This is a genomic window from Pseudoclavibacter sp. JAI123 (assembly GCF_013409665.1).
Classification (GTDB): Bacteria; Actinomycetota; Actinomycetes; order Actinomycetales; family Microbacteriaceae; genus Pseudoclavibacter.
In genome coordinates this window covers 707869-720069 of the sequence record NZ_JACCCM010000001.1, presented here as the reverse complement: position 1 = coordinate 720069, position 12201 = coordinate 707869, and the positions used below count along the sequence as shown (strand labels likewise).

Sequence of the window (12201 nt, the reverse complement as noted above, 5' to 3'; positions counted from 1 at the left end):
TCTTGTGGCATGACGGTGAACTTCGACGACGGCCGCACGATGAAGCAGCGGATGCTCGCCGGTGAGCTGTATCTCGCGGACGACCCCGAGCTGGCGGCGGGTGCGGAACGCGCCACCCGGCTGCAGGCCGAGTACAACGCGACGTTCCCGGTCGACGGGGAGCGCGCGTCCGAGATCCTCGCGGAGCTCATCGGCAGCGTCGGCGCGGGGGTCGCCGTGAAGGCGCCCCTGTACGTCGACTACGGCTCGAACATCACGATCGGCGCCGGCACGTTCGTGAACGTGGGTCTCGTCGCCCTCGACGTGACACCGATCACGATCGGGGCGCACTGTCAGATCGGACCGAACGTGCAGCTGCTGACGCCGACGCATCCGCTCGACCCGGAGCGCCGGCGCGCCGGCTACGAAGCAGGGGAGCCGATCACGCTGGGCGACAACGTCTGGCTCGGCGGGGGCGTCATCGTCTGCCCGGGCGTCACGATCGGCGAGAACACGGTCGTGGGTGCAGGAGCCGTCGTGACGAAGGACCTGCCGTCGAACGTCGTCGCCGTCGGCAACCCGGCGCGGGTCATCCGCACCCTCGATTAGCACGGAGCATCCCCCACATGGCTTCACGCAGCTACGCACGCGGCACCATCGAGTTCGACCGAGGGCTGACCTTCTTCGACGCCATCTACGCGGTCGCGATCACCCTGCTGATCGTCGACATCAAGCCGCCGACGGCCGAGCACTGGACGAGCTGGGATGCCTTCGCAGGCTCCGGTGTGCTGGACCAGCTGCTGGCGTTCACGATCAGCTTCTTCGTGATCGCGAACTTCTGGAAGGTCAACCACCGCCTCATGGGGCAGGTCGACGCGCTCGACGGCGCCCTGCTGAACGCCAACATCGTGGCCATGTTCTTCATCGTCGTGCTGCCGTTCACGACGGCGTCGATGAGCGAGTCGACGGTCGACTCGCAGCCGTTGCCCGTCGTGGTCTACGCCATCAGCATCATCTGCGCGTCCCTCGCGCAGCACGTGATCTGGGTCATCGCGGTGCGCCGCGGGTTGACGGAGGACTCGGTCGCGGCTCGCCGCCGCTCGGCCTTCACGTTCGTCGTGCCGGCCGTGTTCGCCCTGTCCATCCCGGTCGCGTTCCTCTTCGGGCCAGACCCGGCGCGCTACACGTGGCTGCTGCTGCTCCTGACCGGCCCCGTCACGTCCGCCATCCAGAAGCGGATGGCGGAACGCGACGGGGATGGGACAGCGGACAGCTAGGCCCAGCCCCAGGCCCCATCAGGCCTGATGTCCAGGCGCCGGTGCCACACCGTGGTGTCGGACGCCCGCAGCGCGTCTTCGTCGATCGTCACACCCCAGCCCGGTCGGTCGTCCCGCAGCTCGAGGTAGCCGCCCTCCGGAACATAGGGATCCGGGCACCACGTGGTCTCGTCGAACTTGTACTCGAGCGTCAGGAAGTTGCTGCAGGCCGCCGCGAAGTGCACGTTGTGCGCGGTCGCCAGCGGACCCATCGGGTTGTGAGGCGCGAGCATCACGTTGTGCAGCTCCGCGACCGTCGCGATGCGACGCATCTGCGACAGGCCGCCGACGACGGCGATGTCGGGCTGTGCGATGTCGACGCCGCCCGCGTTGAACAGCGAGAGGAACTCGTGCGCGGAGTAGAGGCTCTCCCCAGTCGCGAGGGGAACGTCGAGCCGGTCCCGGAGGTGCCCCCACGAGGCGAAGTGCTCTGGCCGCAGCGGCTCCTCGAGGAACATGGGCTGGAACGGCGCGAGCGCATTGCCGAGCTCGATGGCCTTGTACGGCTCGAAGACCTGCGCGTGGGCGTCGAACCCGAACTCCCACCGCGGGTCCGCGTGCTCACGGATGGCGCCGAAGTAGGACGCGACCTCGTTGACGACGAGCCCCCACCTGCGGTCGTGGATGTCGGTCCGCCACGGGCTGAGCTTGAACGACGTGAAACCGTAGGTCTCGTTGAGCTCCGCGGTGCGGTCGCGCACATCTTCCGGGTCCGGGGCCGAGTACAGCCCGCAGTACACGCCGACCCTGTCCCTCACCCGTCCCCCGAGGAGCCGGTAGACGGGCACCCCGAGCGAGACGGCGCTGATCTCCCACATCGCGTGGTCGAGCGCCGCGATCGCGGCGAGCCCGATCGCGCCAGGGGGGAAGCGGGCGAGCCGAAGCAGCTTCTGGGTGACGTGCTCCACCCGCGTCGGGTCCTCGTTCCGGATCTGCTCGAGCAGGAACTGGAAGATGGGAAACAGCGCCTCGTCCGGCCCGTGGTTGTAGGCCTCACCCCAGCCCGAGATGCCCTCATCCGTGTCGAGACGGACAAGCACGCGCGGCCGGTCGCCGACCCGGGCGAGGAAGGCCTCCAGCCCGACGATCTTCATGCGCTCGCCGCGAGGTCCGCGTGCGAGTGCAGCTCGTGGTTGGCCGACCACGCGGTGAGGATGCGCGACACGTGGGCCGCCGTCGCAGCGTCGACCTCCGCGCTCGGCGGGCGGACGGCTCGTGAGCCGACGCCGAGCTGGAAGAGCGCCTCCTTGATGACGCTCACGTTGTTGGCGTTGGAGTCGAGGGCACGGAGCTCCTCGAACTCGCGGATGGATTCCGTGAGCCGACGCGCGGTCGCCGTGTCGCCATCCCGCAACGCGTCCAGCAGCTCGAGGGAGAGGCCCGGGTTGACGCAGACGAGGCCGGAGGTGAAGCCGGTCGCCCCGTGCGCGAAGTAGGAAAGCGCGTACGGCTCGGCGAGGCCAGCGATCCAGGCGAGCTGCGGGGCTGCGCTGCGCACCCGGGCGAACATGACCGGGTCGGCGATGGCGTACTTGACGCCGACGACGTTCGGGCTCCGCGCCGCCAGCTCCGCGATCATCGAGCCGTCCACCCATGGGTTCCGGACGTAGAGCACGACCCCCAGCTCGGGGAGCGCGTCCGCGATCGTCGCGTGGTAGTCGATCCACCCCGTGCGGGAGATGTAGGGATGCACGGGCTGGTGGATCATGACCATCTCGGCGCCGACCTTCGCCGCCGCCCGGCCATCAGCGATCGCCGTGTCGGTGTCGAAGCCCACTCCGGCGACGATGAGCGCCCTGCCGCTCGCGTGGGTCGAGACGGCACGCACGATGTCGAGGCGCTCGTCGGGGCGGAGCGCGTAGAACTCGCCAGTGTTCCCGTTGGGGGTGAGGACCCGAACGCCCGCGTCGAGCATCCGGTCGAGCACTGATCTCAGGGTCTGGAAATCGATGGCGCCGTCGGCGAACGGCGTCACCGGTATCGCCACGACGTCCGAGAGGCGGGCTGCTTGCTCATGCATGGTGTTCCTCCAGGAGAGTGAGGGCGTGTTCGGTGAAGCGTCGGATGTGGAGGTCGACGAGGTGCTTGGCCTCTTCGGCGTCGCCTCGCGCGGCGGCCTCGAGGATCGCGACGTGCTCGTGCGCCTCGTGGACCCAGGTGATCCCGTTCTGCCAGGCCGTCACGCTGATGAGCGCCGTCTGGTCGCGCAGGTCGTCGAGCATGGAGAGCAGGAGGGGGTTGCCGCAGCTCGCGTAGGTCAGCCGGTGGAAGTCGCGGTTGGCGATGCTCCGCTCGGCGCTGTCCTTCGCGGCTTCGGAGCGCTCGAGCGCGTGCTGCGCCGCGGCCAGATCGATGCCGTTGCCGACCGCGAGCCTGACAGCCTCCGGCTCCAGCAGGCAGCGCACCTCGAAGACGGCACGCGCCATCTCGTAGTCGACGGAGCGGACCACGGCGCCGCGGTACTCCATCATCGTGACCAAGCCGAGTCCCGCCAGCGTCTTCAGCGCTTCGCGCACGGGGGTCTTCGACACCCCGAAGCTCGCGGCGAGCTCTGACTCGACCAGGGGCTGCCCCGCTCGAAGTGCTCCAGAGAGGATCGATTTCCTCAACGATTCAACTACATGCCCAGTACGCGACAACGGCGTCGCCATCGGGGCCAAGGGTTCAAAGCTCATGTGGCCCTCCTTCGAAATGGACACTAGCACGATCTGATAGAGCATGTATGGTGTCTAGTATATGATCGACCGCATCGCCGCTCGACGGTGCAACGGCAACGAGGCCACGAAAGGAATCGCAATGACGCGTTCTCACCCCCGGAGACGGAAGCTCACCACCGCAGCGCTTGCCGGCGCACTCACCGCGACACTCGCGCTGACAGCCTGCGCGGGCGGAGGCGACGTCGCGGAGGACGGCGTCGTCACGCTGCAGCTGTGGGATACGGACACCAGGCCGGAGCGGACGGAGAGCCTCCAAGAGCTCATCTCCATGTTCGAGGCCGAGAACCCGGACATCAAGATCGAGTACCTCGGGCTCCCGACCGACTCCTACATGCAGAAGATCGGCACCGCGATCGCGACGAACTCGACCCCCGACCTCGTCACCCCGAAGGCCTCCGACCTCTCCGGCCTCGTCGCCCAGGGTGCGCTCGCCCCCATTGACGAGCTCATCGAGGCCGGCGGCTGGGAGGAGCAGCTGGACCCTGGTCTGGTCGACAGCACGCGCAAGGCCGTCCCAGACGGAGCCCTCTACATGACACCGGCCACGGCGATCGCCGACACCATCTACTACCGAGCAGACTGGCTCTCGGATGCGGGCCTCGGCGTGCCCGAGAACTGGGAGGAGTTCGACGCGGCCGCTGCAGCACTCACCGACCAGTCCTCCGGACAGTTCGGATACACGATTCGCGGCGGCAACGGCTTCTTCCCGCAGTTCATGCAGATGGTCTACACGCGAGCAGGCATCGCCGAGATCTTCGACGAGAGCGGCAAGGCCACCCTCGACGACCCGGCGGTCATCGAGGCCGCCCAGAAGTACGTCGACCTCTACAAGACGACGACCGCCGAGAGCGACCTGACGGCCGACTTCAAGGTCATGATCGCGCAGTTCACCGGCGGCGGCGCCGGGATGCTCAGCCACTCGATCGGCTCGTACCCGACCATGCTGCAGACCCTCGAGCCGGACCAGATCGCCGTCAACACCCCGTACGAGTCAGACAACGGCGTCGAGGTGATCGGACGCCTCACCACAGGGTTCGCGATGTTCGAGCAGAGCGAGAAGAAGGAGGCCGCCTCGAAGTTCCTCGAGTTCACGATGGGCCAGGAAGGCAACAGCTTCTGGGCCCAGGCCTCCGGCTACATCCCCGGCAACACCGCGGTGTTCGAGGACCAGTGGGTGCAGGACAACCCGGCCATCTCCGCAGCCATCACGGCGAGCCAGAACCCCGACGCCGTGTCGATGAACGTGCCCTACTACCTGCCCGAGTGGACGTCCATCACGGGCACCGACATGCTCCCCGACTGGCAGCGCGTCCTGCAGGGCCAGATGACCGTCACCGAGTTCTGCACCAAGTGGGCGGACTCCCTCACCGAGGCCAACGAACGGTACCAGGAACTCACATCTTGATCCTGCGATCAAGCCGCGCCGTGGCGGGAGCTCTCTCTCCCGCCACGGCGGAAAGGAAATGATGACGAAAACGGTCCCCCAGACGAAGCCGCCAAGGCCGAAGATGAACCGCACGAAGTGGTACCCGTACGCACTGATCGCCCCGGCCGCCGCGCTGGTCCTGATCTTCCTCGTCTACCCCGTAGGCAGCGTCTTCTACTACAGCCTCCAGCAGTACAACCCGACGTTCCCGATCTACAACGGCTTCGTGGGGCTCGGCAACTTCGCCGACATCGCCGCCGATGAGAAGTTCTGGCGCAGCCTGGGCTTCACCTTCCAGTGGGTGATCGTCGAGGTCGGCCTCCAGTTCATCTTCGGGATGATCCTTGCCCTCCTCATCAACCAGGCGTTCAAGGGCCGAGGCATCGTGCGCTCGCTGGTCTTCACACCGTGGGCGGTCGCCGGGATCCTCACCACCACGATCTGGCTGCTCATCTACAACCCGACCACGGGCCTGGGGCGCTACCTCGCCGACATGGGCCTCGTCCAGTACGGCACCTCGCTTCTGTCCGGAGAAGGGACGGCCTTCTGGGCCGCGGTCCTGGCTGAACTCTGGAAGGGCGCGCCCTTCTTCGCGATCCTCATCCTCGCCGACCTGCAGTCGGTCCCGCAGGACCTCTACGAATCCGCCGAGATGGACGGCGCGGGGCGCATCCGCAAGTTCGTGTCGATCACCTGGCCGCACGTACGCCAGGCCGTGGTCATCGCGACCCTGCTCAGGGCGGTGTGGGAGTTCAACAACGTCGACCTCCTCTTCACGCTGACGGGCGGTGGGCCTGCCGGCTCGACGACCACGCTTCCCCTCTACGTCGCCCAGACCGCGATCTTCGACCGCGAGTTCGGCTACGGGTCGGCGCTGACCGTCATCGCCTTCATCATCCTCATCGTGTTCACCGTGATCTATCTCCGAGCGAACCGCTTCGGACGGGAGAACTGACATGTCCCTCACCACACTCGCGCAGCCGCAGGGCCTTCCGGCGCCCACAGAGCCCGAAACGCCCACGAGCAAGAAGGAGGCTCCGCTCAACAAGCCGCGGCCGAAGTCGCTGCTCGACCGGCTCCTGCTCGCCGTGCCGCTGACGATCGCGCTGATCTTCACGCTCGTGCCGTTCTACTGGATGCTGCTGTTCGCCTTCCGCCCAGCCGGCTCGACCTCGCTGGTGCCATGGCCCATCACCTTCGACCACTTCATCAAGGTGTGGAACGGGAACGGCTTCGGGGTCTTCTTCCTCAACAGCCTGTACGTGGCCGGTGTGAGCCTCGTCATCTCGACCGTCATCGGCCTCCTCGGCGGCTACGCGCTCGCCCGGTTCGCCTTCAAGGGCAAGTCGGCGTTCGTGCTGATCATGCTCTGCACGCAGTTCATCCCAGGTGCGATGCTGCTGATCCCCCTGTTCCAGGTCTTCAACGGGCTCGGCCTGACGAACTCGCTCTGGGCGCTCATCATCTCCGACACGGTCTTCCAGCTGCCGCTCTCGCTGGTCTTGATGGCCGGGTTCATACGCAACGTGCCCATCGACCTGGAGGAGCAGGCGTGGGTCGACGGATGCTCTCGGTTCAGAGCCTTCATCACCGTCGTCCTGCCGCTGCTCAAGCCGGGCATCGTCGCCGTCGGCTCGTTCGCCTTCATTAGCGCGTGGAACAACTTCCTCTTCGCGATCATGTTCATCACCTCCCAGGACCAGTTCACGATCCCGGTCGGGCTGAGCTACCTGCTCGGCGAGTTCGGGACCGACTTCGGCGCGCTGGCAGCCGGCGGCGTCGTCGCGGTCGTGCCCGTCGTCGCGGTCTTCGCCTACGTGCAGAAGTACCTGGTTCAGGGCCTCAGCGCTGGGGCGGTCAAGGGGTGAGCGTCGACGCCTGGACCCTCCTCCGGAACACGGAACGCGGTGTTCGCGCCCGTGGGCTCCGCGCCGCGGCGGCCGCCATCCGGGAGGACGCATCGGAGCTGGTCGCAATCGCGGCCGCCGAGACGAGCCTCAGTGCAGCTCGCCTCGGTGGGGAGATCGAACGCACGGCCTCGCAGGCCGAGCTGTTCGCCGACCTCATCGACGAAGGAAGCTACCTCGACGCGGCGATCGACCACGAGGCGCCTGGCGCGCCGGAGCTGCGCCGAATGCGCGTACCGATCGGGCCGGTCGCCGTCTTCGCGGCGGGCAACTTCCCATTCGCCTTCGGCGTCTTCGGCGGGGACACGGTCTCCGCCCTCGCCGCGGGTTGCCCCGTGGTCGTTAAGACGCATCCCGATCTCCCCGAGACGAGCAGGGCGACCCACCTGGTGGTCCGCGACGCGCTCGAGTCGAACGGCTTCCCGGTCGGTGCCCTCCGGATCGTGACCGACCGGGATGCGGGCCGCGCACTCGTCGAGGATCCCTCCGTGGCGGCCGTCGGCTTCACCGGCTCGGCGTCAGGCGGGCGGGCGCTCTTCGACTTCGCTGCGTCGCGGGAGACCCCGATCCCGGTGTTCGCGGAGATGAGCAGCACCAATCCGACGGTCGTCGCGCCAGAGGCCGCCGAGACCGATGCCGAGGAGCTCGCCGAGCAGCTGGCCGCCGCCGTCACCGCGAGCGCCGGACAGCTCTGCACGAAGCCGGGGCTGATCTTCATCCCGGAGCCGGCGGCGACGCTCATCGCCACCATCTCCGGGCGCATCGCCGACGTCGAGCCGCAGCCGCTCCTCTCCCCCGGCATCACGGAGCGATACGAGCACCGTCTCGATGACTGGCGGCGGGCGGGAGTGCGGGCCCTCGTCGACGGCCGGGCGACGTCGCAGGGCCAGACGCCGATGCTCGGGATCACCTCGCTGGGCGAGCTCGCGGGCACGCTGGAGGAGGAGGTCTTCGGCCCGGCGGCGCTGCTGGTCACCTACGGGTCGCTTGACGAGGTCCCCGGAACGCTCCGTGCGCTCGGGGGTCAGCTCACGACGACCGTTCGCGCGACAGGCCAGGACCTCGACGCGATCGACGAACTGCTCGACGCGGCCGCATCGACGAGCGGCCGGGTCATCGTCAACGGCGTGCCGACGGGTGTCCGCGTGGCCTGGGCGACGACGCACGGAGGCCCGTACCCGGCATCGACGAACGCCTCCAGCACCTCCGTCGGGGCATCGGCCATCGACAGGTGGATGCGAGCAGTGACATGGCAGAGCACTCCGGATCGATTCCTGCCGGACGAGCTCAGGGAGGATCCGAGGTCGCGCGTGCCCCGTCGAGTCGACGGCGAATGGGATCGGGCGGGCGCATGAGCACGGCGCCGACGAGCAACGCCTGGAACGACACGGCTCTCGACGACAGCGTCCGCGCCGACCTCCTCCTGGCTGCGCTCACGACTGCGGAGAAGATCGCCCAGCTCGGCTCGATCTGGCCGCAGGAGGACGCAGATCCCGACGCGGCCGGCGCCAGCGTGGCTCCCATGCAGGACTCGATCTCGGACGAGAAGACCCTCAACGAGCGCATTGCGCACGGGATCGGGCAGATCACCCGCGCGTATGGCACAGGTCCCGTCTCCCCTGCCGAAGGGCTGGAGCGGCTCCGCTCGCTGCAGGATCGGGTCGTCGCCGCGCAGCGCTTCGGCATCCCCGCCATCGCGCACGAGGAATGCCTCACCGGCTTCGCGACCCTGGCCGCGACCGCCTACCCGACTCCGCTCGCGTGGGGCGCATCCTTCAACCCGCGTCTCGTCGAGGAGATGGCGACCCGCATCGGCGGCGACCTCCGATCGGCCGGCATCCACCAGGGCCTCGCGCCTGTCCTCGACGTCGCCCGCGACTACCGGTGGGGGCGGGTCGAGGAGACCATGGGTGAGGACCCCCACCTCGTCAGTGCGCTGGGGACGGCGTACGTCCGTGGCCTCGAATCGACGGGCCTCATCGCGACCCTGAAGCACTTCGCGGCCTACAGCGCCTCGCGCGGCGGGCGGAACCACGCACCGGTCTCCATCGGTCCCCGTGAGCTCGCCGATGTGATGCTGCCCCCGTTCGAGGCCGCGCTCGGCGAGGGCGGTGCGCGGTCGGTCATGAACTCGTACACGGACATCGACGGGGTTCCGGTCGCCTCAGACCCTCGCCTGCTGCGCCACCTGCTGCGCGAGCTGTGGGGCTTCACCGGCACGGTCGTCTCCGATTACTGGGCGATCCCGTTCCTCCACTCGACGCACGGGGTCGCCGCTGACGAGCTCGAGGCTGGCGTCCTCGCCCTGCGCGCGGGAATCGACGTGGAGCTCCCCTTCAGCGTGTCCTACGCGGAGGGCCTGGCGGCGCTCGCCGCCACCGATCCGGACGTCTGCGAGCTCATCGACGTGGCGGTCAGGCGAGTGCTCCTGCAGAAGGTGCAGCTCGGGCTCCTCGACCCGGACCACAAGCTGGTCCCCAGCTCGGCGGACGCGCTCTCGTTCGACGCTGCCGAGAATCGGGACGTGGCCCGACGCCTGGCGGAGGAGTCCGTCGTGCTGCTGGAGAACGGCCGGGGCACACTGCCCCTCGACCCGCCTCCGAGCGAACGGATCGCGCTGCTCGGCCCCATCTTCGACGACGCCGTCACGATGCTCGGCTGCTACGCCTTCCCGAATCACGTGCTCTCAGCGCACCCCGGTACGGACCCGGGCCTGCCGATCGCGACCCTGCGAGCCGCCGTCGCCGAGGAGTTCCCCGCCGTGGAGTTCGCTCACGCCGCTGGTCCCTCGAGCCTTGGCCACGCCGAAGGCGGGCCTGAGGACTCCGACGCACTGGATGCGGCCGTCGCTCTCGCAGCATCCAGCGACCTCGCGATCCTCGCGGTCGGCGATCGCTCCGGCCTCTTCGGTGCTGGCACGTCCGGGGAGGGATGCGACGCCTACGACCTCGCACTCCCTGGGCGTCAGGATGAGCTCATCGAGCGGGTCCTGGAGACGGGAGCTCGGGTTGTCCTCGTCGTGGTCTCCGGCCGACCCTACGCGCTTGGGCAGTACACCGGACGCGTCGACGCGATCCTCCAGGCGTTCCTCCCCGGAGTCGAGGGTGCGTCGGCGATCAGCGGCGTCCTCAGCGGACGCGTCGAGCCATCCGGTCGCCTGCCCGTTCAGATCCCACAGGACCGCCGGGTCTTCTCCACCTACCTGCAGCCTCGGCTCGGCCACCGGGCCGACGGCATAACAGTCGTGGACCCGACCCCCGCCTTCCCCTTCGGCCACGGGCTCGGGTACGGCGCCACCGACTGGGCCTCGACCGGACGACGCGAGCTGGCCGTCGCCGTCGACGGAACGATCGACGTCGGCGTCCGCGTCACGAACACGGGCGGGCGTGCGGCGAGCGAGGTGGTGCAGGTGTACCTGCAGCAGCAGGGGCGCGGGGTGGTGCTGCCGGAGAGGCGACTCATCGCGTTCGCGAAGACCGTCGTCGGCCCAGGGGCGAGCACCGAGCTGCGCTTCGAGATCCCCGCCGACCTCACCTCATACACGGACTCCGACCTGAGGCGGGTCGTCACGCCCGGCCCGGTGCGCCTCGTCATCGCCCGATCGGCCGATGACGAGGAGTTCGCGATCGACGTCACGCTGACCGGCACGATGCGGCGGCTCGGGTTCGAGCGGCAGCATCGTGCCCGCGTCACAGAGCTGCAGCAGGACCGGGAGCCGAACCGCTCCGCGCCGACCGCCTCCTAGCCCTGCGGCACGTAGGCGTTCGTGAAGGCGTCGCCCTCGAGGGGCTTCTCGAGCAGGTCCTGCTCGCTCATGAACGTCGCCATCGTGGCCCATACCTCGGCGTCGTTCGTGAAGAGCGGCTGCCCGTCCTGCGCGGACAGGAACGGGATGGTCGCCTCGAGCGTCGCGAGCGCGTCGCTCTTCGCCTCGTCCGTGTAGAGGGTCGGGATGTACTCGGCGGCGATGTCGATGGACTCGTCCGGGTTGTCGATCACGTACTGCGTCGCGAGGGCAAGCGCCTCGAGCACGGGTCTGATCGTGGCGTCGTCCCCCTCGATGATCGAGTCGGCGACGCCGAGCGACGGCCCGACGAGGGTCGGCGCGTCCGCCGGCGCGATCTCGATCGTGCGCACCGGGAAGCCGGCCTTCTCGAACTGCACCGCGTCGTTGTTGACGTAGCCCATGACCCCGTCGACGGCGCCGGTCGTGAGCGCCGCCTGCTGCGTGTAGCCGATGTGCTCGATCTTCACGTCGTCCGCCGTCAGCCCGTTGCTCTGGAGCAGCGAAAGCAGCGCGAAGTACGTCTGCCCGTAGGGTCCTGGCGTGCCGATCGTCTTGCCGCGTGCATCCGCTGCCGTCTTGATGTCGGAGTCCTCCGGCACGATGAGCGTCGCCGGGTACGTGTTGTAGAGCGTCGCGACCGAGGTGACGGGGATGTCTGCGGCACGGGCCTGCGTGATCTCGTCGCCGCCCGCGTACACGAAGTCCTCGGTGCCGTTCGCGAGAGCCCCGAAGAGGTCCTCGCCCTCGCCGTGATGGCGCAGCTCGACATCGACGCCCTCATCCTCGAAGAAGCCCTTCGCCTCGGCCACGTAGAACGGCACGAACTGGATGTTCGGGGTGTACGTGAGGCCGATGGTGGCGGCTCCCGCGGGCTCGGCCGTCACGTCTGTGGCGTTGCCATCGGGGGAGGTCGAGCATCCGGCGAGCACGGCCATGGCCGCCACAGCACCCGCAGCGACCAGGGAGCGCAGTACCCGAGGGCCGCGAGCGCGGCCTGCGGTGTTGAGGTGAAGGTTCATGGGCGTCTCCTGGTCGAGATGGGCGGGTCAGGCGGTTTTGGTCAGGGGGG

At 68.5% G+C, this 12201-nt stretch carries 11 protein-coding genes; 7 read left to right on the top strand and 4 right to left on the bottom strand.

The genetic code is table 11. The features are described from left to right. The first annotated feature begins 9 nt into the window (after positions 1-9). Positions 10-588, top strand: coding sequence for a sugar O-acetyltransferase (locus HDC34_RS03485; protein ID WP_179555870.1), 579 nt, complete (start codon positions 10-12; stop codon positions 586-588). 17 nt (positions 589-605) lie between these two features. Beyond that, a complete protein-coding gene (locus tag HDC34_RS03480; protein WP_179555869.1) occupies positions 606-1256 on the top strand; it encodes a TMEM175 family protein in 651 nt (216 codons plus the stop codon). Here the strand turns inward: HDC34_RS03480 and HDC34_RS03475 are convergent. From HDC34_RS03475 to HDC34_RS03465, 3 genes are read right to left on the bottom strand one after another with little or no spacing between them, the layout of a single operon-like run. Further along, on the bottom strand, positions 1253-2389 hold the full coding sequence (locus HDC34_RS03475) for a mandelate racemase/muconate lactonizing enzyme family protein (RefSeq protein WP_179555868.1): 1137 nt from the start codon (positions 2387-2389) through the stop codon (positions 1253-1255). The two genes, HDC34_RS03480 and HDC34_RS03475, sit on opposite strands and share 4 nt — an antisense overlap. Continuing rightward, positions 2386-3315, bottom strand: coding sequence for a dihydrodipicolinate synthase family protein (locus tag HDC34_RS03470; RefSeq protein WP_179555867.1), 930 nt, complete (start codon positions 3313-3315; stop codon positions 2386-2388). The genes HDC34_RS03475 and HDC34_RS03470 overlap by 4 nt, the downstream gene beginning before the upstream one ends. Beyond that, on the bottom strand, positions 3308-3970 hold the full coding sequence (locus HDC34_RS03465) for a GntR family transcriptional regulator (RefSeq protein WP_179555866.1): 663 nt from the start codon (positions 3968-3970) through the stop codon (positions 3308-3310). Before HDC34_RS03465 ends, HDC34_RS03470 begins: the two co-directional genes overlap by 8 nt. Positions 3971-4091: 121 nt before the next feature. Between HDC34_RS03465 and HDC34_RS03460 the strand changes: the two genes are divergently transcribed. From HDC34_RS03460 to HDC34_RS03440, 5 genes are all read left to right on the top strand, one after another. Further along, entirely contained in the window at positions 4092-5417 is a 1326-nt protein-coding gene (locus tag HDC34_RS03460) for a sugar ABC transporter substrate-binding protein (protein WP_179555865.1), read from the top strand. Between the two features lie 103 nt (positions 5418-5520). Further along, positions 5521-6393, top strand: a complete 873-nt coding sequence (locus HDC34_RS03455) for a carbohydrate ABC transporter permease (protein WP_218854876.1) — start codon at positions 5521-5523, stop codon at positions 6391-6393. A gap of 1 nt (position 6394) precedes the next feature. Then, complete coding sequence (locus HDC34_RS03450) at positions 6395-7306, top strand: carbohydrate ABC transporter permease (RefSeq protein WP_104310275.1); 912 nt, start codon at positions 6395-6397, stop codon at positions 7304-7306. Further along, positions 7303-8700, top strand: coding sequence for an aldehyde dehydrogenase family protein (locus tag HDC34_RS03445; RefSeq protein WP_179555863.1), 1398 nt, complete (start codon positions 7303-7305; stop codon positions 8698-8700). The genes HDC34_RS03450 and HDC34_RS03445 overlap by 4 nt, the downstream gene beginning before the upstream one ends. After that, positions 8697-11090 carry a beta-glucosidase gene (locus HDC34_RS03440; RefSeq protein WP_179555862.1) on the top strand — a complete coding sequence of 798 codons (2394 nt, stop codon included), beginning with the start codon at positions 8697-8699 and terminating at the stop codon, positions 11088-11090. The genes HDC34_RS03445 and HDC34_RS03440 overlap by 4 nt, the downstream gene beginning before the upstream one ends. Here HDC34_RS03440 and HDC34_RS03435 read toward each other — a convergent pair. Then, complete coding sequence (locus HDC34_RS03435; RefSeq protein ID WP_179555861.1) at positions 11087-12151, bottom strand: ABC transporter substrate-binding protein; 1065 nt, start codon at positions 12149-12151, stop codon at positions 11087-11089. The two genes, HDC34_RS03440 and HDC34_RS03435, sit on opposite strands and share 4 nt — an antisense overlap. Positions 12152-12201 lie beyond the last annotated feature (50 nt).

Excerpts from the sequence above, each read along its gene's own strand:
- HDC34_RS03485 (WP_179555870.1), top strand. The coding sequence starts at position 10 with ATGACGGTGAACTTCGACGACGGCCGCACGATGAAGCAGCGGATGCTC.
- HDC34_RS03480 (WP_179555869.1), top strand. The coding sequence starts at position 606 with ATGGCTTCACGCAGCTACGCACGCGGCACCATCGAGTTCGACCGAGGG.
- HDC34_RS03475 (WP_179555868.1), bottom strand. The coding sequence starts at position 2,389 with ATGAAGATCGTCGGGCTGGAGGCCTTCCTCGCCCGGGTCGGCGACCGG.
- HDC34_RS03470 (WP_179555867.1), bottom strand. The coding sequence starts at position 3,315 with ATGCATGAGCAAGCAGCCCGCCTCTCGGACGTCGTGGCGATACCGGTG.
- HDC34_RS03465 (WP_179555866.1), bottom strand. The coding sequence starts at position 3,970 with ATGAGCTTTGAACCCTTGGCCCCGATGGCGACGCCGTTGTCGCGTACT.
- HDC34_RS03460 (WP_179555865.1), top strand. The coding sequence starts at position 4,092 with ATGACGCGTTCTCACCCCCGGAGACGGAAGCTCACCACCGCAGCGCTT.
- HDC34_RS03455 (WP_218854876.1), top strand. The coding sequence starts at position 5,521 with ATGAACCGCACGAAGTGGTACCCGTACGCACTGATCGCCCCGGCCGCC.
- HDC34_RS03450 (WP_104310275.1), top strand. The coding sequence starts at position 6,395 with ATGTCCCTCACCACACTCGCGCAGCCGCAGGGCCTTCCGGCGCCCACA.
- HDC34_RS03440 (WP_179555862.1), top strand. The coding sequence starts at position 8,697 with ATGAGCACGGCGCCGACGAGCAACGCCTGGAACGACACGGCTCTCGAC.
- HDC34_RS03435 (WP_179555861.1), bottom strand. The coding sequence starts at position 12,151 with ATGAACCTTCACCTCAACACCGCAGGCCGCGCTCGCGGCCCTCGGGTA.